The 24,258-nt window shown below is 58.6% G+C and carries 19 protein-coding genes and 1 pseudogene; 16 read left to right on the forward strand and 4 right to left on the reverse strand.

Annotated elements, in window-relative coordinates:
• Positions 1-70 precede the first annotated feature (70 nt).
• Positions 71-274: a hypothetical protein gene (locus tag ABIA40_RS03035; protein ID WP_404539012.1), complete on the reverse strand. Its 204-nt coding sequence runs from the start codon at positions 272-274 to the stop codon at positions 71-73.
• Positions 275-737: 463 nt separating this feature from the next.
• Here ABIA40_RS03035 and ABIA40_RS03040 point away from each other — a divergent pair, with 463 nt between their 5' ends.
• Positions 738-1,940, forward strand: a complete 1,203-nt coding sequence (locus tag ABIA40_RS03040; protein WP_404539015.1) for a pyridoxal phosphate-dependent aminotransferase — start codon at positions 738-740, stop codon at positions 1,938-1,940.
• A 769-nt stretch (positions 1,941-2,709) separates the two neighbouring features.
• On the opposite strand, the gene nodU is transcribed toward ABIA40_RS03040, so the two are convergent.
• Positions 2,710-4,422 (reverse strand): nodulation protein NodU, encoded by a 1,713-nt coding sequence (gene nodU, locus ABIA40_RS03045; RefSeq protein ID WP_404539018.1) that lies wholly within the window; start codon positions 4,420-4,422, stop codon positions 2,710-2,712.
• Between the two features lie 1,368 nt (positions 4,423-5,790).
• A pseudogene (locus ABIA40_RS03050) lies at positions 5,791-6,184 on the reverse strand (transposase); the annotation flags it as partial.
• Positions 6,185-6,280: 96 nt separating this feature from the next.
• Here ABIA40_RS03050 and ABIA40_RS03055 point away from each other — a divergent pair.
• The 10 genes from ABIA40_RS03055 to ABIA40_RS03100 all read left to right on the forward strand — a co-directional run bounded on the left by ABIA40_RS03055 (position 6,281) and on the right by ABIA40_RS03100 (position 16,296).
• The gene (locus ABIA40_RS03055) at positions 6,281-6,670 is read left to right on the forward strand and encodes a hypothetical protein (RefSeq protein WP_225187131.1); all 390 of its coding nucleotides are present in this window, start codon (positions 6,281-6,283) and stop codon (positions 6,668-6,670) included.
• 484 nt (positions 6,671-7,154) lie between these two features.
• On the forward strand, positions 7,155-7,466 hold the full coding sequence (locus tag ABIA40_RS03060) for a hypothetical protein (protein WP_036008294.1): 312 nt from the start codon (positions 7,155-7,157) through the stop codon (positions 7,464-7,466).
• 104 nt (positions 7,467-7,570) lie between these two features.
• Complete coding sequence (locus ABIA40_RS03065; RefSeq protein WP_404539023.1) at positions 7,571-8,956, forward strand: ABC transporter substrate-binding protein; 1,386 nt, start codon at positions 7,571-7,573, stop codon at positions 8,954-8,956.
• Positions 8,957-9,040: 84 nt separating this feature from the next.
• Positions 9,041-9,976: a carbohydrate ABC transporter permease gene (locus ABIA40_RS03070; protein ID WP_404539025.1), complete on the forward strand. Its 936-nt coding sequence runs from the start codon at positions 9,041-9,043 to the stop codon at positions 9,974-9,976.
• A 45-nt stretch (positions 9,977-10,021) separates the two neighbouring features.
• Positions 10,022-10,849: a carbohydrate ABC transporter permease gene (locus tag ABIA40_RS03075; protein WP_225133364.1), complete on the forward strand. Its 828-nt coding sequence runs from the start codon at positions 10,022-10,024 to the stop codon at positions 10,847-10,849.
• 14 nt (positions 10,850-10,863) lie between these two features.
• Positions 10,864-11,784, forward strand: coding sequence for a ribokinase (locus ABIA40_RS03080; RefSeq protein ID WP_225174480.1), 921 nt, complete (start codon positions 10,864-10,866; stop codon positions 11,782-11,784).
• Complete coding sequence (locus tag ABIA40_RS03085) at positions 11,784-12,554, forward strand: SDR family NAD(P)-dependent oxidoreductase (protein ID WP_225133363.1); 771 nt, start codon at positions 11,784-11,786, stop codon at positions 12,552-12,554. Before ABIA40_RS03080 ends, ABIA40_RS03085 begins: the two co-directional genes overlap by 1 nt.
• The gene (locus tag ABIA40_RS03090) at positions 12,547-13,374 is read left to right on the forward strand and encodes an HAD-IIA family hydrolase (RefSeq protein ID WP_036008283.1); all 828 of its coding nucleotides are present in this window, start codon (positions 12,547-12,549) and stop codon (positions 13,372-13,374) included. The genes ABIA40_RS03085 and ABIA40_RS03090 overlap by 8 nt, the downstream gene beginning before the upstream one ends.
• Positions 13,374-14,483, forward strand: coding sequence for an ABC transporter ATP-binding protein (locus ABIA40_RS03095; RefSeq protein WP_225133362.1), 1,110 nt, complete (start codon positions 13,374-13,376; stop codon positions 14,481-14,483). The genes ABIA40_RS03090 and ABIA40_RS03095 overlap by 1 nt, the downstream gene beginning before the upstream one ends.
• Positions 14,484-14,541: 58 nt before the next feature.
• Entirely contained in the window at positions 14,542-16,296 is a 1,755-nt protein-coding gene (locus tag ABIA40_RS03100; RefSeq protein ID WP_100213489.1) for a phosphoenolpyruvate hydrolase family protein, read from the forward strand.
• A gap of 11 nt (positions 16,297-16,307) precedes the next feature.
• Here ABIA40_RS03100 and ABIA40_RS03105 read toward each other — a convergent pair whose 3' ends face one another.
• Positions 16,308-16,862: a hypothetical protein gene (locus ABIA40_RS03105; RefSeq protein ID WP_225156352.1), complete on the reverse strand. Its 555-nt coding sequence runs from the start codon at positions 16,860-16,862 to the stop codon at positions 16,308-16,310.
• A 157-nt stretch (positions 16,863-17,019) separates the two neighbouring features.
• Between ABIA40_RS03105 and ABIA40_RS03110 the strand changes: the two genes are divergently transcribed.
• The 5 genes from ABIA40_RS03110 (at position 17,020) to pyk (ending at position 24,167) form a co-directional block, all read left to right on the forward strand.
• Positions 17,020-18,285, forward strand: coding sequence for a Tm-1-like ATP-binding domain-containing protein (locus tag ABIA40_RS03110; RefSeq protein ID WP_404539031.1), 1,266 nt, complete (start codon positions 17,020-17,022; stop codon positions 18,283-18,285).
• Entirely contained in the window at positions 18,272-19,102 is an 831-nt protein-coding gene (locus ABIA40_RS03115) for a phosphoenolpyruvate hydrolase family protein (RefSeq protein WP_051056930.1), read from the forward strand. Before ABIA40_RS03110 ends, ABIA40_RS03115 begins: the two co-directional genes overlap by 14 nt.
• A gap of 29 nt (positions 19,103-19,131) precedes the next feature.
• Positions 19,132-20,901, forward strand: coding sequence for an FAD-dependent oxidoreductase (locus ABIA40_RS03120; protein ID WP_225156357.1), 1,770 nt, complete (start codon positions 19,132-19,134; stop codon positions 20,899-20,901).
• A 208-nt stretch (positions 20,902-21,109) separates the two neighbouring features.
• Positions 21,110-22,744, forward strand: coding sequence for an NADP-dependent glyceraldehyde-3-phosphate dehydrogenase (locus tag ABIA40_RS03125; RefSeq protein ID WP_404539036.1), 1,635 nt, complete (start codon positions 21,110-21,112; stop codon positions 22,742-22,744).
• Between the two features lie 10 nt (positions 22,745-22,754).
• A complete protein-coding gene (pyk, locus tag ABIA40_RS03130) occupies positions 22,755-24,167 on the forward strand; it encodes a pyruvate kinase (protein WP_225125240.1) in 1,413 nt (470 codons plus the stop codon).
• Positions 24,168-24,258 lie beyond the last annotated feature (91 nt).

Genomic DNA, 24,258 nt, shown 5'->3' on the forward strand with positions numbered 1-24,258 from the left:
CGGCTTCGTTAATCTTTGGCGCGATGGAGTGAGACCATCCAACTCACGCCATTGTAAGTGTCGTTTCTATTCAACTCGAACATGGCATCTTTGCCATCACCACGACATAGTGTTTGATTGCATCGACCGAAGCGAGCCCTGGACGCACGTCGTCGACGCTGGCCGGATCAACTACTAATAATGGCGATTGATCAGCGGAATAGTGCATGGCATTTCTCAGTGAGACGCAAGACCAGGCACCGTCTACAAGCGTAGCATAGAAGGCGAGCTGCATTGTGTCATCCTCGACGGGCCCTGCCGAGGCGGGGCAGCGTAACCCTGGTAGTTACACAATCCACAAGGTGTTGATGCTGTGTAATCGTGCGCAATCTCATTTGCGCGAAAAGCTCAGCAACTTCGAGGAGGGCAGAACCTTGTTCCTTCGCGGGCGAAGACAGGCTGGCGCTTTGTGCAACGACAGTCGGATCAATGATCACACTATTTAGTGTTCGGCACAATTTGTCTCGCCTGCCTCGGAGAAGTCCGGTGCCGCCGCGGAAAGTTCGTCACGCTGTCTCTCATCTTATCGGACTGTGAGCCGCGACAACAAGGCTGCCGGTGATGGAGGAAAAATGTGCCGTTTTGCGTGAACCTTTCAACCGCGCCGAGTGTGGCCGGTTTGCCAAACCACTAAGATAAAGGCGTTCGCGTGTCTTGGTTCACTCCCATCAGTTTCGACGACTGCAGGAGGTCACACTATGCTGTCGCGCTCGACATCGTTCAGTTCTAGAAAGTATATGCCCGGTGACCAGTACGTGGTTACGGGGTCTGCCGCTATCGGAGGCCGATTCATCGATCTAGGGAATGACGAAATCGTCCAGCCACTCTTATCAGCGCGCGAAAAGACAATGGAGCCGGTCAATTCACGGCCGAGCGGCTACTTCGATCCTACCGGCCTCATGCCGCTCCGGAAAGCTGTCGCCAAAAGGCTCGCCGCCCAAACAGGCATTGAGTGGACAGCGGAAGAGATCGTAATCACTGCAGGTTCAAACAAAGCACGGCTCTATGCTGCCTTGGCCGTCCTGAAGGGGGGCGATGAGGTTATCATTATTCGCCCCTGGCAGCCGGAGGTCCCTCCTCTGATTCTTGCCCTTGGCGCAGTACCAGTGTTCGTCGATGCTCAACGACCAAGATATACTCCTGATGTCAGCTCTATTCGAGCTGCTGTCACACCACGAACGAGAGCTATAATTATTCATTCCCCTAACAATCCGACTGGCGCAGTCTACAACCGAACAACACTGCACAATATCGGCGAGCTCGCTATCGAACTCCGGATATGGATCATTTCGGATGAGTGCTACTCTAGTTTCGTATTCACTGGTTTCCATCGCCACGAATCGATCGTCACCGTCCACCCTGGCGTACGGTCGCGGACAATCATCGTCAGTCCACGTTCAAAGTGCCTAGCAATGGCTCGATTTCGCTTGGGTTATTTGGCGGCGTCCGCGCCTATCGCGCGAGCTGTGGGAAAGCTTCAGAGTCGTGCAGGGACAACTCCAAGTCCAGCCGTCCAGGAGGCTGCTCTTTACCACCTTAAAGTAACCGAGGGCCATGTTGAGCGGGAGACATACAACTGGCTGGTCAGCGCTCGCGACATTGGTCTTCACATTCTTTCTGATTTACGTGACGTAGCCCCGCCTCGCGCCGATGGTGCGTTCTTCTTCTACCTCGATCTGAATAGGCTTGCATCAGCTTTGCAGGCCGACGGTCGAATTGGAGCGACGAATGATATTGCGCGGCGGCTTCTGAAAGAAACTAACGTAGGATGCGTTGCCGGTGACACGTTTGGCGACGTCAACGGCCTGCGTCTCTCCTTCGGCAGTCCGCCTGAAGCAGTGGCTATCGGACTGAAGCGTATCGTCCAAGCGCTGAATAGCCTTAGGCTTGAAGAACCATAAGTCCGATCTCATCACACGGAAGACATCGATATGAATAACAGCCTCAGGCCATGAAATGGCGGCGTGGGTAGTGCCGGTGGCCTTAAGACCGAGAGTCGCTTGGATTGTGAAATTGAACCCGAGAGCCGCCGCAGCTTCTGGCGATCACGGCTCCTGATCGAGGCTCCAATGAAGCGATCGGTCAGAGATATGACTGGTTCCTGCCACGCGCCAGAGGGCCACTCGGCCATCCCTGTGATGGTCGCGCGTTGCGGACGCTATCGTCCGCACTGAAGTGCTTGCCGCCTCTGTCGATCGAGCGGGCGCATGTCGGCAATGGTAGGTCGGCCGCATTGCGCAAAATTCAAGCCGGGGTCTTCATCTCGGGCCAGATTCTGCATCATCAATCCAGAGCTGCGTCACGCTCCTCCATCATCATCAGGTCACCGGAGGCCGAGGTCATCCAGGCGCGGCTAGCTCAAATGACGGGCCGGCGAGGGTGCCAACGTGCTCCTCTCGGCTGTCCGCAACAACCTCCGCGGCGTTGACGCCTCTCAGAGAATTCCTGGCCGCGCCGTGGGACCCCTACGGCGACCGCATGTCCAGCCAAGCTCAATACGGCTTCTTAACGGACGACTGGCTAGTGCTCTCCAATGAGCGTGAATTCCCTTACTAACTGGCAGGAGCGCGCTTCTGCTGGAACGTCAACAACAATCCGCGTAGTAAGACTTCATGCGTCCGTAAGTCAACCGTTTGGCGTGAACAACCTTGTTAGCTCCCAGTGACTCGCCTACGGGGCTTTCGTCCACATCGTACCATCGCACCATACGTGATCAACGCGCCCCCACTCGCAAGCCGCTGCGACACTTGGGAAGAATCCACGGCCATGGTGGTTGGCGCTTGTATTGCAAAGCAGCGGAATGCCAGTCAGCTTTTCGTATTCGATTAGAAGCTCGGCGACTTTGTGCTGAGAGGTTCTGCAAATCGTCTGTAGCCGCGCAGAGCCGTCGAGATGTACAATGGCCGGGATTCTGTCTCGCCACTCTGCTCTCGTCTCGTGATCAAAAAGCATGTAAGGGTCCCGCGTTCCAGGATCAAAGATATCGGGCGCACGATCCTCCAAGCAGATCGGCGCCACTGGTCTGAAGTGTTCGCGAAGTTTGATGTCGTTGAGATGATCTTTCATTCTCGATGATGTTGGGGCTGCGAGAATGCTTCGGCTGCCCAATGCGCGAGGTCCGAGCTCGGCGCGGCCGGAAAGAAAAACCACCGGCTTGTTGCTCGCGAGGATGGTAGCAAGCTCATGCAAGCTGCACGGCGTGGACCTCCATTCTGGTGGTACATCACAATGTTCCAAGGCCGGCCCACTATACACCGACCAATCTAAGGGCGCGAAACCTTTATCCGCCACCATCGCACAACAAGCCGCACCGATTGCGGAGCCGCTGTCATTTGGGAACGGGGGCACCCAGATAGCATCGAACAGGCCTGCCGCCCGTAACGCGCTATTCCATTTGATATTGAGACCGCAGCCACCAGTAATGCACAGATTGCGTGCTGAAAAGTCCGAATGGCGCTGTATTGCATTCGAAATCTCCTGGACGAGCAGACGTTCGAGGAAGCAATGAAAGGATGCGAGCACATCCTCGGGGGACGAAGTCTCCAAGCGACGCGCGCTAGCATCAAAGAACTCATGCGTGGTCGCAAGTGCGGACTCCATGCTCGGAACGTCCGTGCGGTAGCTGGCAAGGTTCGTCTCAGCCGCGAAGACCTTATGATAGAGATCTTGAAAGACCGCGACAATGTCTTCATTAACAGACCCGAGCGCGATATAGGCCATCAGTTTCCCGGCAACACCTAAATTGAGTTTGCCCGCACCGCCGGGGTCTAGCTTGCCGGGATCACCCAAGTCCCAGTTGGCGCGCTTCACCTGCTTGTATGGTCCAAAGTGAAGGCCCGCAGCGGCATAGACGTGCCCGATCATAGGGAAAAGACATTCGACGAATCGAGCGCTCCTGCGTTCTACGTGATAGAGACGTGGAAATGTGCCGCCATCCCATAAAAGGCAGAAAGCGGGCTGCCCAGCTTTGGCAAAGGGGCTGGTGCAATATGCGGCGGCCACGTGGCTCGTCACATGTGGAAAACTTATGTATGGATAGTCCGCGCCGTCGAGTCTAAGACCAAAGCCCTCATGTGAAGCAAGGACGCTCACTGCGTCCTTTTCAACATAGGGACCGCCTTTGAGGGCGATGGGTGCTGTCCCGCTGAGGACCCGGAATTGCGACTCGCGCTTGCCTACCCAGCCGTCGACGACGAACTGATCAACTTTCCCTGGATGCAGGCCGTGTTCCGCCAAGGCAAGGACGATTGCATCGAGATTGTCGATCGTTTGATACCGAGGGTTGTTGGTACGCTTTTCCTGCTCGATACAAAAGATAAGCCGTTCGTCCTCGACGAGAGCGACAGCTCCGTCATGCGTCAGCTTGATACCGCAGATGCGCATAGTGCCTCCATGATTTTGAAGTGATCAGAGCCGCTTCGGAAGTATGCGGGTACGTAGTCACCGCCCAAGGCACTGCTCGCGGGGACTTCCATCAACGCTCGAAACCCCAAGTTCACATCTGTTCCACCGTTAGGGGACGCTGATCTCATCGCAAAGAGCCGATTAGTAGGTGCCGCGCGAGGTGCAGAGCAAAATTGAGGCCAGTCGAGTTGGAGAATTGTTTGCGATTTCACGGCTGCATCGAGTGGTCACAGACAATTTGTAAGAGTTCTGACATCTGGGCGTATGTTTTCGGCGAGAGTTTGCAATACGTTTATCGAGAGGGAACGTTCTGGCACGCAAGGCGCGAGACCGCCGCCGGCATCCGATGTGCCCTCTCAAGTAGAAGCTGGAGAACGCAACAGTCGACTATCGAGAGCGACCGTAGGCTGATCATGGGAAGCGCGTCGCGGACCCTGGAAAACTGGCCCTCGGCATCACGAGAAATTGCCCCTGCTTGGATAGCGCGGGAGAGAGCGAAGGAACGAGAACGAACGACGGAAGGCTCGTCCGGATTGATCCACCGGGGGAGCTGATGAAGACATCGAATGATGTGGTGGAGATGTTGCGCCAAGTGGCGTGCGGGTGGGGTCTGAAGCGGATTGCGCCACAGCTGGGCGACGGGCATTACGGTGAAGGACTACGTGGCGGCGGGCGGCGGTCGCCTGAGCGCCGGAAATGGCTCCATGGACTCGAGGGTAGGCTGCGCAAGAGGTTCATTCGGCACGGCGGCGATGCGGATCTGGTGCGCCAGGACCTGTTGGTCGGAAAAGGCGTGGCTGTCAGCCCGCGAACGTGGCAACCCTGCCGTGCAGCCCTATCGTTAGGTGCTGAAGGCCGAAGCGCTGGCGACGACGCGGTTTCGAGACGGGCAGCGGCAGATGGACGTCGGCGAGCGTCTAGTCGAGATCGGGGAGGTGTAGATCAAGGCATTCGTATCTGGCGACGCCTGGGCATTCGCGGCGGCTGCATGTCGGTGCGTTTCGAGCCGCGAAGAGTCGATTCAGTTTAGCCGCAAGTTCATCGCGCTCGCGAAGCATTGGGCTTCTGTCCTCGCGCCTGTGCGCCGTGTCGGGCGTACACGAAGGCAAGACGGAGAATGGCATCGGCGACTTGAAGAAGAACGCGCTCGCGGGCGTTCCTTCGCGGGCTAGGAGGCATTCGAGGCGCATCTCGCCAAGTGGGAACGTAAGGTGGCGAACGTGCGTACCTACGACACGACTTGGCGAGGCGCCGATCGCTCGTGTTGGGCGTGACCAGGCAGACCGGTTGAAGCCGCTCTGCGGGCAGCCGTCGCTGGATCGTTGCGCGAACTGACCGCCTGGCGCCGAGCTCTTCGTCGCCGCGGGATGTGGCGCTGGGAGAGCGGTTCAGCCAGGCATGGAAGCCCGAGCGCGAAACCCTCAGCGCATCGCGTAGCCGTTCCACCGGCCAGACCGCCCGGTGCTTTGCGATGAAAACGAACTTCATGTCGCTTCCTCCGCGAGAAGGCTGCGGGCCTTTTTTAGGATATCCCGCTTGGCCTTCAATTTGGCGACCTCACGGCGCAACCGATCGATCTCCTGCTGCCGGCTTCATCTGCCCGTGGCCGGGAAAGGCCTGCACTGGATCGGAGCCCAACGCCTTCACCCGCTCGCGCAGAACGCTCTCATGAACATCCAGGTCGCGCTCAGCCTGCGCCACCGAAACACCCACGCTCCCTGACCAGCTTCACCGCCTCGATCTTGAACTCACGATTGAAACTTCCGTCTTTTCACCGCCCATCTCCGGCTTCAGACACACCTAATCTCGGTGTCTATCCAACCGGCAGCAGCCCGGCATGATGGGCCTGTCGGAAGGAGACACCTGGATAGGCAGCGGCGGTCGCACCTCCCAAAGCCAGCAGGGCACCCCAGCCTGCGCCAACCAACGTGAGCAGCCGGTCGAGCGCCACATCATCGCGCAGCCCCAGGCATGCATCGGTACTCCCCAGTTTGCTGATGAGCAGCTTATAGAATTCCGATCCCGCTCCGTGCCGTGGCAACAAGAGCGTCTCAATCCTCAACTCCCCCCAATGAACCACATTGTGCGCCCTAAATGGATGGTTCTCGGGACAGCGGGGACAACGCGTTCGCTCCAGACCGATTGGATTGGGCTCTGCTACGAAAGCAATATCAATTGCAGGACTGATGAGATCGGAGATCAGTTGGACTCTCGCTCGGTCGACTAGATGAGAATCGAAATTAGCGCCGCCGGTGCTCGAGGAGCGTGGCCCGCAGATTGCCGGCCAAGAGGGAAGTGTGAACGCCGGTGATCAATCGGCCGTTCTCGCTGCGCGAATGGATATTGAGGCGAGCGGTCAGTGCTCCGGATCGTCGACGATACACCGGGCAGCATTGAGGAATTCCTGACCTTGGATAATTGGTCCCGTGCCGCCGTTGGTGCGCTCCAAGAGGGTGCTACCCACGTTGTGTTCGAAGTTGCGCAATCAGCGACTCAGCGTCCACTGTTGGATTCGGAGTGCCCTCGGCTTGGCGCAGGCTTCGATGCTGAGAAACGGTGATTGTCCAGCGTAGATCGCGAAATTCCACCGCCACTCTCGAAGAGCAACCCGAACTCGCGTGGTTCAGTCAAATGCTACCATTCCAAATCGGAGTTGGGTCAATCGCAAATTCAACTTGGCACTGGCATGTCCTTCCGAATTGATCGGAAGCATGTTTCAATCGATGAAAGGGGTAGAACCGGTCGGGAATATTCATTTTGGTGACGCCATCCTTCGCGAGCCTGCCTCAGGCCAGTCGCTTGCCAAACTGCTGTCCAGCGAGAGCGCGCGGCTGAAGGCCGAGGGCGGCGAGTCACTGACAGTTTATGAGCCAAAAGCAAAGGAAGATCTTGAATTATCGGGGCTCTTCCGTTCTTCCAACTATCTGAAGCTGGCGGGTGTCTGCCTTTGTCCCAATCGGCGGCTGCTTTTTAGTGAGGCCAATCTTTTGATCTTACTCAATCTTACCCAAACCTTTGAGTGAAAGGGACGCTCGGACGAAACAATGATGGCTAGCCTTCCCCTGCCGCGGCCTGGAACCGAAGGGGCACGTGGATTTCCGGGCCAAAGAGCCCAGAGGAGGGATTGATGCCAAGGAAGCTCGCCGCTCTTCGCGACCATTCGACGAATTTTGCCAGAAACGCTCTCATCTGCTCGACGCTTTTGGTCGGAGCGGTCGGAACACTCAGCCCAACCAAAGCCGACGACCTCAATTGGCGGCAGTTCGAAGGTACATCGATTGTTTGGGCATACGACATCCATCCATATGCGGATGCGGTCGCGGCCCAGTTGCCCGAATTCGAAAAGCTGACGGGCATCAAGGTGACACCGGAGCTTTATCCGGATGATGCGTACTGGAATAAGCTCACCATTCAACTGAGCACCAAGTCGCCGAGCTGGGATGTTGTGGGGACGGGGATTCAGCCCGCCTGGGATCTCGCACCAGGGCAGTTGCTTGAGCCGCTCGATCGCTATCTGAACGATCCAAACCTAACGGCGTCCAGCTACGACTACAAGGATTTCTTCCCTGCACTGCGGAATGCACTCACCTGGAAAGTGAAGGAAGGGCAGATCGAGCCGGGAGGCGGTCAGGTATGGGGCATCCCGCATGGATTCGAGAACATCCAGCTGTTTTACCGCAAGGACATCTTGGACAAATACGGGATCAAGGTTCCGACAACGCCGCCTGAGATGTCGGCCGCTTGCGAGAAACTCAAGGCGTCCAATCCTGCCATCACGCCATTGGGCGTACGCGGCGTGCGCTTTTGGAGCAGCATCCACACAGCCGCAATCTCGATCGCCAAGTCCTACGGAGTCCACGATTTTATCCTCAAGGACGGAAAGCTGGAAACAGGTCTCGACTCGCCCGAGTCGATCGTCTTCCACAAAGAGTATGTGGACATGATCAAGAAGTGTGCGGCTCCATCCTTCGCCAACGACAACTGGTACCAGGTGGTCGATGGCATCAGCTCCGGACGTACGGCGATGGCAATTGATTCCAATATGTTCGGGTTCTGGAACAACGTGGCCGGCAAGCCCGCTTCGGGCAAGATCGCATTCGCACCTCCATTGCACGCTCCGAACAGCAAGAACTTCGAATCGAACATCTGGATCTGGTCTTTGGCGGTGAATGCTGCCTCCCAGAAGAAGGGTGCCGCCTGGCTGTTCATCCAGTGGGCAACGTCGAAGCAGGTAGAGTTGAACGGCGCGGTCGCCGGCAAGCTCGTCAACTCTCCGCGCGCCTCCACATGGAGCGACAAGGCTTGGCTGGAATATGCGGCAAAGCCCGAATTCAATAACTTTGTCGATACGTTCAAGAGCGTGCAGGACAGAGCAGCGCTCGCTTTCACGCCGCGGGTCGGATTCGCCGAAGCAATGAACGCCTGGGCCGTCGCCATGCAGAAGATGGTCAATGGCGCCGATGTGAAAACGACGCTGACCGATCTCGCCTCGGGAATCCGCTCGTCAATGTGAAGCCGAAAAGGGGCGGCAAGGTCAGTTGCCGCCGCCTCGCATCCTAGAGTTAGAGTGATGGATCCTCGAGGGATTAACGGGACCGTGACGCTACAGCCTACGGCCGGTCAACTTGCCTCGTCGAAGGACGAGCCGGTGAAAAGTGCCGGCGAGTGGCGTCTCGACTGGTGGAGCATTGCCGCGGTCGTACCCGCTATCGTCGTCCTGCTCGGCTTTCTTTTCCTGTTCTTCTACGGAATCTTTCAGTCTCTTACAGATCTCCGGTTTGGACGACCGCTGGTCCACTTAGTTGGGTTCAACAACTATGCAGCCCTGATCAAGACTGAAGATTTCTGGAGCAGCGTTCGCGCGACCCTCGGCTACGCGGGATTGGCTGTACTAGTAGAAGCCATATTTGGACTTGCGCTTGCAAAGCTATTCGCCACGGAGGTGTTCCTTGCACGTTTGATGCGGCCTGTCATTCTGCTGCCACTCGTCCTTCCGCCGATGAGCGTTGCCCTCATGTGGACGACGATGATGGACCCGCAAAACGGGATTCTGAATTATTTGCTCTCGCTTGTTGGGATCAGCCGCTTTGCATGGATTTCGGATCCAACGACGGCGATGTTCTCCCTGGTTCTCATCGACGTGTGGACCTACACGCCTTTCTTCGCACTGATCATCTTTGCCGGTCTACAGGGCATCAACGACGAGGTGAGGGAGGCCGCTCGGGTCAACGGCGCGAAAGGTTGGGCAACCTTCCGGTATATCGAGTTACCGCTCGTCGCTCCATATATTCTGATTGCCGCGGTATTTCGGCTGATCGAATCCCTCAACCAGTTCGACATCATTTTTGGGACCACGCAAGGAGGGCCGGGCGATAGCACCGCCGTGCTTTCGGTACGCGCCTACATTGTCGCCTTCCAGAATCTTGCCTTTGGGCGCGGTGCCGCGCTCATGGTAATCAATTGGTTGATAGTGCTCGTCGGAGCGTTTGCCATGGTCAAGCTGTGGCGCTTCGTTAGGCAGCGTGTAAGCTGAACGAGGTCGCCAATGCGTTTGAGACGATCAACCTCTACCAGTCTGATGCTGAATGTCCTGGTCGCTGCTTGCGCGCTGATCCTGACGTTTCCCCTCGTCTGGATCGTGATGATGTCGCTCAAACAGCAGTCCGAGGTCATGACGTGGCCGCCGACGTTCATATTCACGCCAACGCTGGAGAACTTTCGCGTCCTCTTTGACGTCGCCCAGGCCGGCGCGACCAGTTACGGTACCATCAAGGTTGATTTCCTGACACCGATCGCGAACAGCGTAGTGATTGCGTTTGGCGCCGTTACGATCTCTGTGCTCGTCGGAGTGCCCGCCGGATACGTGCTGGCGAGGCGCGACGTACCTTTCAAGGAAGATATCGCTTTCTTTATCCTGGGCTTCCGCTTTGCTCCGGCGTTGCTGGTCGTCATCCCGCTCTTTAGCGTTTTCCAGAGAATTGGGCTGTACGATACCTATTTCGGGATGATCTGGGTTTACCAGGTCGTCACCCTGCCGATGATCGTCTGGCTGAGCCGCTCCTATATCGAAGACATCCCGAAGGACATCGAGGAAGCGGCCGCCATGGATGGTGCAAAGCCGTTCCGCATCGTGCTGCACATCGTGCTGCCGCTCTTAAAGCCGGGTCTGATAGGCGCCTCATTGCTCATTTTTCTGCTCGCATGGCACAACTTCGCGCTCGGTCTGATCTTGAGCTCGACCAGGGCGCCGGTGACGGTAGCTCTTCTCAAGCTGCTCAATCCGGGCGTCCAATTCTACCCCGTCATGGCCGCCGGACTTGTGGTGACCATGGTCATTCCCGTCGTTCTGATCGTCCTCGGCCAGCGTCATCTTGAACGTGGTCTTACCTTCGGTGCCGTGAAATGAGCCCCAGGCCATTGATGTTCTTCGGAACGACCAATCTTGATCTCTGCTTCAATGTCGAGCGGCTTCCGACACCGGGCGAAAGCCTCATGGGAGCCTTGAACCGCAACCCCGGAGGCAAGGGCGCCAACCAGGCTGTTGCTGCTGCTCGGCTTGGACTGCGCCCACACTTTTACACGCGGCTCGGAGACGATGATGCCGGTCGATCGCTGTCGCTGTCCCTGCGGGATGCGGGCGTTCGCGCTGACGCTATCGAAGTGTGCCCAGGAGAAATATCGGGATCAGCTCTCGTTCTGGTCGGTGACGATGGCTCCAACATGATCGTCATAGATCCCGGCGCTAATCTGAACGTCACCCCTGCCATGATCGATAGAGCCGCGGAATTCATTGAGCACGACGCGATCGTTGTTGCCGAGATGGGCATGCCGATTCCCGCTCTTAATCGCCTCTTTGAGATGAAACGGGCAAAGGGATTTGAACTCATTTTCAATCCAGCGCCCGTTAGAGCCGGGCTTTCATCAGCGGCATGGAGAAACGTCAATTTCGTCACTCCGAACCAGACCGAAGCTTTTGAGTTAACCGGGGTCGAGGTGCACGACTTTGAGAGTGCCGCTCACGCCGCCGGAAAACTACTCGACCTCGGTCCAAACGCAGCGCTGATTACTCTCGGCGCGCAGGGGGCCTTTTACGCCGATGCGGAGCGGGCTTTTGCCCTGCGGGCATTTCCCGTGAAGGTCGTTGACACGACCGCTGCGGGCGATGCGTTCAATGGGGGCTTCGCAGCGTCACTCGCCCAGCGGCTGCCGTTGCGAGAAGCCGTCAAAAGGGCGCTGGCAGTGGCCGCATTGTGCGTGACACGACGCGGCGCCCAAAGCTCCATGCCGACCGGCGAGGCCGTCGACGAGTTCCTGAAATCCCAAACGATCTTGGAGTTGTAATGACCGAACAGTTCTCAGTTGCAGACAGGACCGTGCTCGTCACCGGGGCCGGCGGCGGCATAGGCTCCTCCATTGCCAATGCCTTCCGCCAAGGCGGAGCAAACGTCCTCGCGACAGACGCGAACCTGGAGAACCTCCGGGACATTCTGACGAGGTTACCTCACGGGAACGGCATACTGCCAATGGCGATGGATGTGGCGCGCGAGGAAGACGTTGCAAGGGTTCTCGACGAGATCGCCAGGCTGTTCGGCAGGCTTGACGTGTTGATCAACAACGCCGGCATAAAATCGGCCCAGCCGCTTCTCAGCGGCAATGCTGACAAGATCGAGCGTACCATACAGATCAACTCGGTCGCCGTGCTGCGCTGCTCGAAGCTGGCCATCGAGCGTTTTATGAACAGCAAAGGCGGTCGCATAGTCAATGTCGGCTCCTCACTGTCCTCGCAAGGCGCCGTTTTCAACTATCAGGCCGGCGGAGCCGACTATTGCTTGTCGAAGGCGATCGTCCACGACGTAACCAAGCTCCTCGCCTACGAATGCGCTCCTCTCAACATCAACGTCAACGCAATCGCGCCCGGCATCATCGATACACCCATGCACGGCCGTCCGCGGCAGGAGACCGAGGCACGGCATAGTGGCCGAATTCCTTTGGGGCGGGTCGGATTGCCCGAGGATATCGCTGGGCTTGCGGTCTTCCTCGCAAGTCCCGCAGCCTCCTACATGACCGGGCAGATCGTTCATGTGAACGGCGGGATGCTGATGAATGGCTAGCGCAGGCTCTCACCTCAGCTGGCCACCAATCCAAGGCATCATCTCGGATCTGGACGGGGTGGTCTATCGCGGGCACGCAGCAATCGCAGATGCGATAGGAGCATTCGCTCGGTGGCAGACAGCCGGCCTGCGATTTTGTTTCGTGACGAACAATTCGACGCACACGCCAGAGGACGTCGTCCGCAAGCTGGAAGGACACGGTCTTGCAATTGCGCCCGAGCAGGTGGTTACAAGCGCTGTCACGGCCGCGGAGCTCATCCGTGCGAAATACCCAGAATTGAGACGCGTCTATGTTATCGGTGCTCCCTCCCTCGTGAAGGCCTTGGTTGGCGCAGGACTCGAGGTCACCGAGCGAACACCCGAAGCCGTAGTGATGGGGCTCGATCGCGAGATCACGCACGAGAAGATGCGGATCGCGGTTGACGCGATCCTGAATGGAGCCGCTTTTATCGGCACCAATCCGGATCTTCTGCTGCCGACGGCGAGCGGATTCGAACCAGGAGCTGGTGCAGCGATCGCAGCTATTGCTGCTGCCACGCAAGTGAGACCGTTGATCGCCGGTAAGCCCGAACCGCATATGATCGAAACGGCACTTTCGCGGCTTGGTACCGCTCGCGATTCGACTATTCTAATCGGGGATCAAATTCAGACCGATATTCAGGCCGGAAAGAGGGCAGGTCTACCGAGCGTGCTTGTCACGACCGGTGTGCCGGCCCGAGAGGACCCGTCTTTGAAACCGCCCGATTTCATCGTGTCGAGCTTGGGCGAGATCGATGTGACCGCGACTCTCTCGGGGCCGTCACGACAGAGGAGGGTATGATGGCCGATGTGCGCCTGCAAGGCGTTAGGAAGGTGTATGGAACGATAGAAGTCCTGCGCAACATTGACCTGAAAATAGATCACGGCGAGTTCGTTGCCTTCGTCGGTCCATCTGGGTCGGGCAAGTCCACTTTGTTGCGCATGATAGGGGGGCTGGAGCCCATCAGCGGCGGGCGGCTCCTGATCGATAATGAGCTCGTCAACGATATCGACGCGGCGGACCGCAACATCGGAATGGTATTTCAAAGCTACGCTCTCTATCCGCATATGACCGTGAGAGAGAACCTTGCCTTCCCGCTGCGTATGGCCAAGGCTGCGAGGGGCGAGATCGCCACCAGGATAGGGGAGACTGCTTCGCTCTTGCAGGTGGATCATCTGCTGGACCGCAAGCCCCGACAACTCTCAGGGGGACAACGGCAGCGCGTCGCAATCGGGCGCGCAATCATGCGCGAACCAAAGGTGTTCCTGTTCGATGAGCCCCTCTCCAACCTGGACACGGAATTGCGGGTGCAGATGAGGGTTCAGATTGCCAAGCTTCATAAGCAGCTCGGCAACACGATGATCTATGTAACACACGACCAGGTCGAGGCGATGACCATGGCGGACAAGATCGTCGTGCTCAAGGACGGAAATATCGAGCAAGTCGGCAGCCCGCACGACCTCTACCACAATCCGGCATCGCGCTTCGTGGCAGGGTTCATTGGTTCGCCCAAAATGAACTTCCTGGGTGGCGAGGTCGAGGCGGCGCACCAGGGAGGTATGGACGTGCGCCTTCAGGCCGGCACCAGCGTCTGCGTCCCGGTCCAACCAGACAAAGAATTGGTCGGCAAGGCGATCACGCTCGGAATTCGGCCCGACGATTTCTCCGCGTCCTCGCAGACGCAGCAGGATATCGCCATCGAGCTCGATGTCGATTTCGTCGAGCATCTCGGCAGCGTTACCTACATCTACGGCAACGCCGGAAACGAAGCTGTCGTCGCCAAGGCGCCAAAAGAGCCGCTCAAGAGGGCGGGGAAGCTTCGTCTTGCTGCTGCTCCCGCGGATTGCCACCTGTTCATGAGCAACGGCAGGGCGCTTCGGCGGTTGCATGCGCCGGCGAATTGGAGCTAGTCTTTCGCTCAAGCCGGGCGATGATGTCGGCTCGAGTTTTGGATAGCGGACGGATGAGGTGAAGGGAGCCGGTATCAGGCAGTTCTTCCGAAATTCCCGCTCTTTTGTACTTGGGGCGGGAATCGGTTCAGGCATGACCGCACGAGCGGCCGAACGGGCGGGCGCAGATTTCGTACTTGCGCTCAATGCGGGCCGTTTTCGTGCGATGGGCGGCTCCTCGCCTGCATCCATTCTTCCAATCCGCAATTGCAACGAGTTCGTGGCCAGCTTTGGACGGACCGAAATCCTGCCTAGCACGAAACTGCCCGTATTCTTCGGTGCCTGCACGTTCGATCCGCAGCTCGATCTTGACCGCTGGCTCGATCGGATCATCAGATGGGGGTTTTCCGGAGTCACCAACTTTCCGTCAGTCATACACATCGATGACTACCGGAGGTCGTTGCTCGAGAAGTGCGGCCTTGGTTACGCTCGAGAGACCGAGCTTCTGGTGAAGGCCGCAAAACGCGGCCTGATGACCATCGCCTATACGCGCACCCAAGCCGAGGCCAGGCGCATGGTTGAAGCGGGTGCTGAGGCGATCTGCATCAACTTCAATCTAAACCGCGGTGTCGAAAGCACGTCGGACCCGTCGATCAGCCTGTCGGAGCTTGCAGCACGCACCAGTGCTGTTGCGCGCGTTGCTCAATCCATCGACAAGAGTGCCATTTGCCTGCTTGGCGGCGGACCGATTACAAAGCCCGACGAATTGTTGGATATCTGCCGAGAGACGGGTATCCAAGGTTTCATCGGAGGCTCTTCGCTGGACCGCGTGCCGTTGGAGATGTCCGTCCTTGAGGTGACCTCGGGCTTCAAAACCATCCACTTATTGCGGGAGAAGGTCGATCTGCTTGAACGGCAGCTCCAGCTGAGCGGATTCAGGCACGGGGTCATCGCGCAGGCGTCTTCGATGAAGCGCATCCTCGAGACGACAAAACGCTTGGCCGCCAACCCCAATCCAGTGCTTGTCTGGGGCGAAGCCGGCTCGGGGAAACGAAGAATAGCAGGTCTCGTACTCGCCTTTAGCGATCGCAAGCACGCCAAGGCGGCGCTGTTTCAGTGCCGGCCAGGCCCCGCGATCGATACGCTGGGAGCGTTGTTTGGCGCCGAGCGCGATGAGACCAGAAGGCGCCAATTGTCGCTCCTGGAAACGTCAAGCGATGGTGCGGTCTTGCTGCTGCATGTGGACCAGCTTTCGCGCGAGGGGCAGGAGCGTCTTGCCGATTACCTCGAGACTGGCGGTTTCACACCTTTGAACGGTATCGCGGTTGTCCGCTCCACGGCGCGGATCATCGCGACCGCCACCGTCTCCCGGGGGGCTGGCCTTGAAACTGTGTTATGTCCCCGGCTGCTCGCTTTGTTTGCGGGACTCGATATTGAGCTGCCTTCCTTGCCAGACCGGCTCGAGGATCTTCCGCAGCTGATTCAACACTTCACGGTCGAGGCGAAGGGAGATTCGAGGGCCCAGACGCTTGCAATTGAAAATTCAGCATTCCTGGCGCTCGCCGGTCATGACTGGCCGGGCAATTTGCGGGAATTGCGCCAGATCGTAAACCAGCTCGTGACCCTGCGGCAAACCCACATCACGGCCGATGTGCTAAGACCGCTTCTGGATGCCCAGTCACATGCCAAGCCCTCGGCTTCGCTGTCCGAACGCGAGTGGATCATTGAAGGCCTGAAAAGAAACCGGCTTCACCGAGGCAAGACCGCCCGCTCTCTCGGGCTTTCAAGAAAAACGCTATATAACAAGATCAAGAAGCTGCGGATCCTCGAATAGCGCTGCGCTTCTCACGTTGGAAGTGGCCGCCTTGAAGCGGTTGCCTCTAGGAGCGCGAACTTCGGTACCGGCGACCCCTGAGGTCCAAGGCTTACCAGCCCCATGTCGGTTCCAATCGTCAGAGCGAGCGCCTCCGGGGGCAAATAGACCACGCCATCGAGTTGCGAACCTAACCGCCGCTCCGCCGCCGCGACGTCCGACTCGTTGGCCGCCGCGAACAACGCCTTGAACCCGAGGCTTGCGAACCATTCCATGCGCCGAAGCTCGAGCTCCTGTCCGGTGTCGACGGGCACGCCTCCGCTCGACCGTTCAAGTATCGACGCAGGTGGAAAGTTTATGATCCCGGTGATCTCAGCATTTTTCAACAAGTCGGCGAAATCCTCCCAGCATGCAAAGGGATCGATCATGACGATCGCCGCATAAGCAGGAACGGGCGTCCTCTTTTTGATAATGTGCAAGTCCCGCAATAGGCAGTTGTTCCAGTCGATGACAGGCAGGGTCGCCATGACGAGCATAGCGTCCTCAGGAAGGCTGCGCAGCGACGGGGCATAGATCTGCAGGGACATGCCACGGCGAACCAAGAGGTCTGTGGCAAGTTTGCCGATAATTGTCGCTCTCACGGCTTCTACCCAATCTTACCCATTTACACGCTTCGTCGATCTTATACCCGGTTTGGGCCCGGTCTAGACCACCTGCTGTCACAAATGGTCCGGGAGGACAACCGTGTCTCACCATTGCGCGGACGGCCAGAGGTCGGTCCGGGATGGCCATCTATTCGAGCCAGCGACTGCGGCCTTGGGCGCGGTCGCGGTCGTGGCCACAATGGACACCAAGGGGAAGGAAGCCTCTTTCCTTGCGGATGTCATCAAGGGACAAGGCAGAAGTACCGTCCAGATCGATATTGGCACGTCCGCCAATCGGAATCTGGCGCGGCCAGCTGACGGTGCGGGAGCGCGCCTGGCGTCACCAGCCGAGCTCCTGAAAGAGATAGCCGCCACTACGCGCACGCGAGTTGCCGGGCTCCTGGCCTCCGGCGAGATCAGCGCGATCGTGGCGATTGCGGGAGGCAAGGGGAGCGCTGTTTTCGGCGAGATCGCGTCTGATTTGCCTTATGGCTTTCCGAAGCTGCTGGTGACGAGTGCGCGGCCAGCGCTCCTCGCTGAACTCGCGACCCATCACGACATCGTCCTGTACCCAACGCTGGTCGATCTCGTCGGTATCAACGCGTTCACGGCACGAGTGCTGGAGAATGCAGGGCGGGCTATTTCCGCCATGCATTATCAACCCAGCAGACGTGAACGCGAGAGGAAGGTCGTTGCGATCACGGCCTTCGGCGTGACGACGCCTGCAGCAAATCAGTGCGTGTCCCTGCTTGCCGATGCCGGCCTGCACGCGATCGTGTTTCCGGCCAACGGAGCCGGTGGCCGGAAAATGGAGCAGCTGATCGCTGCCGGCGAATTCGATGCCGTGATCGATCTGACTACAACGGAGTTGGCCGATGAACTCGTGGGAGGCACAGCCAGCGCCGGCCCCGATCGGCTCAAGGCGGCCTCGCACCAACAGATCCCGCAAGTCATCGCACCCGGCGCGGTTGACATGGTTAATTTCGGCCCGCCCTCCAGCGTACCCGATCAATTCCGAAACCGCCGGTTCTACTCCCATACTCCTTACACGACACTGATGCGTACGACGCCTGCCGAGAATGCCAGTATCGGCGAGCTTACGGCCGAGCGGCTGTCGCAGGCCCAGGGGCCTGCCATCGTGCTTTGGCCAGCCAAAGGCGTGTCGGACTACGACCGGGAGGGCGGCGTATTTCGTGACACGGAAGCCGACCAGGCCTGGCTGCAGGCAATCAAGACCAGTCTCCGGCCAGAGATCGCGGTCCGCGAACTCAGCTGCCACATCAACGACCCCGAATTTGCCGAGGCCGCCGTGACGTGGATCCTCGAGCACTTGGACCTGGGAGGTCTATTTCGTGCGAATATTTGATCGAGCGGAAATTGTTTCGAGGATCGCAAGCCAAGTCGCGGACCGAAAAGCGATTCTCGCCGCGGCCAGCAGCTGTGGGTTGGTCGCAAAATGTGCTGCGCTCGGAGGGGCCGATATGCTGGTGGTCTACAGCACAGGTCTCTCGCGGCTCATGGGCCTTCCCACCAGTCGCATCGGTGATTCCAATGACCGAACGTTGGAGCTCGCTGCGGAAATCCGCAACGTTGTATCTTCTGTGCCGGTGATTGGCGGCGTTGAAGCTTGGGATCCTCTCCGGCTTGATCTTGATGCTCTTCTGGACAAGTTCTCTGCTGCCGGCTTCTCCGGCGTGATCAACTACCCGACCATCTCCACCATGGGAGAAAAATGGCGTGACCGCCGCGGTCGTGTAGGGCTCGGCTTCGAGCGCGAGGTCGAGATGATTGCGACTGCCCGCAAGAAGAACATCTTCTCGCTCGCCTACGTAGCGAGCCCTGACGACGCCAAAGCCATGGCGAGTAGCGGAGCGGACTGCATTGTCCCTCATGTCGGCGCTACCCGAGGCGGGCTCGTGGGCCACGAGGAAGGACAGTCGATCCAGGAGGCGATCAGGCGCATCAACGAGATCAACGCGGCAGCCAAGGGGGTCCGATCGGATATCATTCTCCTCTGCCACGGTGGGGCAATCGCCGAGCCACAGGATACGTATGAAGTTTACCGCTCGACCGAATGTGTCGGCTTCGTTGGCGCCTCCTCCATCGAACGGATTCCAATCGAACGTGCAGTGAAGGCAGCGGCAGAGGAATTTAAAGCCGTTCCTCTGCCGCAGCAAAACTGATGTTCATCGCAAATAAAAAAGAGGCTGGAATGAACGAGCCAATCAGCCAATCAGGCAAGCAGAACAAGGTGACGCTCTCCCGAGCGGGCAGATCGGCGGATGATAGGGAAGCCGATGTCCTCGTGATCGGTAGCGGGGCAGCCGGTCTGTCAGCCGCCCTCTATGCGGCGAAGGCTGGACTTCGAGTGACCGTCTGTGAAAAATCTCCACGACTTGGCGGAACGACGGCTCTCTCAAACGGCATGATCTGGATTCCCTGCTCGCCCCAGGCGCGGTCCGCAAAAATCGAGGACTCGTTTGCCAAGGCCCGGACCTATCTTCAGCATGAGCTGGGCAATTACTACCGGCCAGACCTCATCGAAGCCTATCTGGAGGACGGTCCATCCGCGCTTGCTTCGCTCGAGAACGGGACAGAGGTCAAGTTCACACTGGCCTCAGCGCCCGATTATCACTCGAGCCAAGTCGGCGGCGTAGACAAGGGCCGGGCACTCAGCCCTGCCCCCTACGATGCGCGCCTTCTCGGCAAAGACTTCAATCTCATCGGGGATCCCATTCGTGTTGTACTCGGAGGGATGATGATCTCGTCCGGCGAGGTCCGAAGCTTCCTGAATCCGTTTCAATCCTTCTCGTCCCTCAAGCACGTCCTGCGCCGCGTCAGCCGCTACGCACGGGATCGCTTGAGCTATAGGCGCGGCACGGAATTCAGTGGAGGCAACGCGTTGATCGCTCGCTTGCTGGTGAGCTTGCGCAAGCTCAATGTCGAAATATGGCCGGCGTCTACTCTTCTTGAACTCATCAAGGAGGATGGGCGCGTCACGGGGGCAATCATCAAACACGCCGATTCCGAGCTTCGCGTGCGTGCTTCCCATGGCGTCGTCCTCGCAACCGGCGGCTTCGCGCGCAACGCCCAGCTGAGAGCCGAGCTGAGCGGACCGCATCAGCATGACGACACCCTGGCTCATCCCGATGTCACCGGCGATGGCATTGAGCTTGCAACGAAGGTCGGAGCCGCAGTCGATAAGGATGTCGCGTCCGCAGGGTTCTGGACACCAGTATCGATCCTCAAGACCAGGAGCAGCTCACAAGTTGTCCCGTATGGCTGGCTCGATCGGGGGCGTCCCGGCGTCATCGCGGTCGCGCCGAACGGGCGCCGATTCGTAAATGAGTCCAACTCCTACCATGACATTTGCCTGGCGATGTTCGCAAACGGATACCCCGCAGACAAGCGGTTCTATTTCGTCTGTGATTACGATTTCGTTCGCCTCCGCGGCATGGGACATCTGTTGCCGTGGCCATGGACGCTGAGCATCCGGAAATACGCGCGGCTTGGATATATCAAGGTGGGGCGAACAATCCCAGAGCTTGCCAGGGAAATCGGACTCGACCCAGCCGAGCTCGAGAGAACGATCGAGGAGCACAACGCCCACGCCGCCACAGGGATCGATCCACTCTTCAAGCGTGGTGAGTCGGCCTTCAACCGCACGCTTGGGGATCCATCGGTCGGAGCAAAGAACCCAAATCTCGGACCGATCCGAAAGGGCCCCTTCATTGCGCTGCCGATCGTTCCGGCAACGCTCGGCACTGCGTCGGGCCTCGCAACCGATAGCTGCGGTAAAGTTCTGGACGCACAGCGCAAGCCGATCCCGGGTCTCTACGCCTGCGGCAACGACATGACTTCGCCAATGCGCGGAATCTACCCGGGAGCAGGGATCACAATCGGTCCCGCGATCGTCTTCAGCTACCGTGCTGTGGCGGATATCCTCGCCGCCTCCAATACCGAGAAGCGAGTGGCTTCCTAAAGGGAGGATTGAGATTGCCGCCCTGCGATCGCGGAAATTCTGCTGATGCTTGCGGTTCCGTTCGAGCGGGGCGGCGACGTGCCGAAGGGCGCTATAAGTGTGAGCCGATACTATTGATGCTAGGCCGTCAGAAAAGGGGGAGGCCGTCGCGGCACTGTGATCTGCGCGACTTCGTTGTCTCTTCGGATACCAGTCCTTGTTGTGAATCATGATGATGAGCCGCGATAATCTCAGCTTGCTCTTTCCGACTGCCGATGACGCGGCTTTGCACGAGGCCGCCATTGCGCCCATTGAACAGCGGAGTGTTCTCGTTAACGGCGAAATGCGGGACTGGATAGGGCCGGTCAAGAACGTTCTGTCTCCCGTGATGGTCCGCGGAAGTAATGGCGGGTTGACGCAGATGCGGATCGGCAGCCATCCGTCCGGCGACGTCGCGACGGCGATAACCGCACTCGACGCTGCGGTCGCTGCATACGACAGCGGGCGCGGCGCGTGGCCCACCATGCGTGTTTCAGAGCGCATCCTGGCGATGCAAAGATTTCTCGCCGGAATGTGTGCGCGCCGCGCCGAAGTCACACGGCTTATCATGTGGGAGATTGGCAAAACGCTCGCGGATTCAGAAAAGGAATTTGACCGCACAGTGGACTACGTCCGGCAAACAATCGACGCGGTGCGCAATCTCGACAATGCCAACTCGCGGTTTGAAATCGTTGAAGGAGTGATTGCCCTGATACGCCGAACGCCACTCGGCGTTGTCCTCTGCATGGGGCCATACAACTATCCCCTGAATGAAACTTTCGCGACGCTCATTCCGGCGTTGATCATGGGCAATTGCGTCGTCTTCAAGCCGCCCCGACACGGCGTTCTCTTGTTCGAACCGCTGCTGGAGGTGTTCCGGGCCGCGTTCCCGCCTGGAGTAGTCAACTTCGCCTACGGTGAAGGCGCGGAAATCGTCCCGACACTTCTTGAGACCGGCCAAATCAATGTCCTTACGCTAATCGGCTCGAGCCGAGTGGCCGACCACCTTAAAAAACTCCACCCAAAAACCAACCGCCTGCGTGCCATTCTCGGTCTCGACGCAAAGAACGCGGCGATCGTTATGCCTGATGCTGATATCGCACTCGCAGCAAAGGAATGCCTACTAGGCGCGCTCTCGTTCAATGGACAGCGCTGTACGGCCCTGAAGATGCTGCTCGTGCACCGCGATGTCGCTGATTCGTTCATATCGGCGCTACAAGCGGAGCTCGCCCAACTAAAAATCGGTATGCCCTGGGCGCCAGACGTGACTCTGACGCCCTTGCCAAGTGTCGAGAAAGTAAACCAGATGAGCGCGCTTCTAGATGACGCCGTAACGAAGGGCGCCCGTATTCTCAACGCCGGCGGGGGTACGGCCGTAGGCACTCTTTTCTATCCCGCAGTCGTCTATCCTGTGGGGCCGTCCATGCGGCTCTTTCGGGAGGAGCAGTTCGGACCACTCATCCCCATGTCGAACTTCGAGGATGTCGACCTCGCGCTTGATTACGTGGCCACCTCTGAACATGGCCAGCAGGTAAGCTTGTTCGCCCGCGACCCCGACGTGATCGGTCGCATGTCGGATGTCCTGGTCAATCAAGTCTGCCGCGTCAACTTGAACTGTCAATGTCAGCGTGGGCCGGACGTGTTTCCCTTCACGGGCAGGAAGGATGCGGCCGAAGGCACCTTGTCGGTCACGGATGCGCTACGTTCGTTTTCCATTCGATCGATGGTGGCCGCGAAGTATACGAGCCCATCGCGCGAGATTCTGAATACCATCGTCGAGGGACGGCATTCCAATTTCGTTCACACTGGTTCATCCTCTAACTAGGGGATCCAAGATGCGTCGCTCTCGCTTTGCCAAAATTGTAGCAACGGTGGGGCCGGCGACGGCCGCACCCGAGATGATCCGCTCTCTTTATTTTTCAGGTGCGGACACGTTCCGGCTCAATTTCAGTCACGGATCGCATGATGACCATGCGGGGGTTCTTGCGTCGATCCGGCGGCTTGAACACGAGGTCGGCACGCCAATCGGCGTGCTGCAGGATTTGCAAGGACCGAAGCTTCGCATCGGCTCATTAGATGGCGGCAAGCTGATGCTGAATGCGGGCGAAACGGTCCGCTTTTCGCTCGACGGAGGAGGGGACGGAAAACAATCCATTCCCCTGCCTCATCCCGAAATCTTCGCAGCCGTCCATCCCGGCCAGGACGTCCTGATCGATGACGGCCGAGTACGTCTAAGTGTTGTTAGTCCCGGCGACAAGGAGATCGTCGCGAGAGTTGTCGTGGGCGGCGTGATCCGTGACCACAAAGGGGTAAACCTCCCAGGTGCACTCCTTGATATATCCCCCTTGACCCATAAGGATCGCACCGACTTAGCCTTCGGCCTTGAACTTGGCGTCGACTGGGTCGCTCTGTCGTTCGTTCAAAGACCATCGGACCTCCTCGAAGCACGTTCCCTGATCGGTGAAGCTGCAGGTCTGATAGCCAAGATCGAGACGCCCATGGCGCTCGAATGTATCGGCGATATCATTGCCCTGTCGGACGGCATTATGGTCGCGCGCGGCGATCTTGGTGTTGAGATCCCGCTCGAGGAGGTGCCTCCGCGACAGAAGGAGCTCGTTCGCGCCTGTCGGCTTGCCGCCAAGCCCGTGATCGTCGCAACGCAGATGCTGGATTCGATGACGGCTATGCCGACGCCAACGCGCGCGGAAGCGTCCGATGTCGCGACCGCCATCTACGATGGTGCCGACGCTGTCATGCTTTCTGCTGAATCGGCGAGCGGAGCCTATCCGATCGAGGCGGTTACCATGATGGACAGAATCATCAAAAGCACCGAGCGGCATCATCTCTATCGGTCGCTTCTCGACGCCTCGCAGGTCGGTGAGGAAATCACGCCTCCTCATGCGGTTGCGGCCGCGGGCGCGGATCTGGCCGCCGCGATTGATGCGAGAGCGATCATCGGGTTCACCGCAAGCGGGACCACCGCCGCTCGTATCGCGCGTAGAAGGCCGCTGGTCCCGATTCTCGCTCTTACGCCAGACGAGAGGGTCGCGGGGCGCATGAGCTTGCTGTGGGGGGTACACAGCATTGTTGCAGCCGACCCCTCCAGCTCCGATGACATCACGCAAATAGCGGCCGCGACGGCGCGCAAGGAAGGCTACGCCGAGCCGGGTGATTTAGCGATCGTGATCTCCGGAGTGCCATTTGGACTGAGGGGCGCGACCAACAATCTCCGTGTTGCGGCTTGCTAAGGTCACGTAATGCGATCCGCTGGCAGGCCGGCTTGTCTGCTTCCTCCCTAGACTAAGCCGCTGTTGGAGAAATCCAGCAGCGGCGATCTTT

Origin of the sequence: Bradyrhizobium sp. USDA 223 (genome assembly GCF_044909005.1) — a bacterium.
GTDB lineage: Bacteria > Pseudomonadota > Alphaproteobacteria > Rhizobiales > Xanthobacteraceae > Bradyrhizobium > Bradyrhizobium yuanmingense.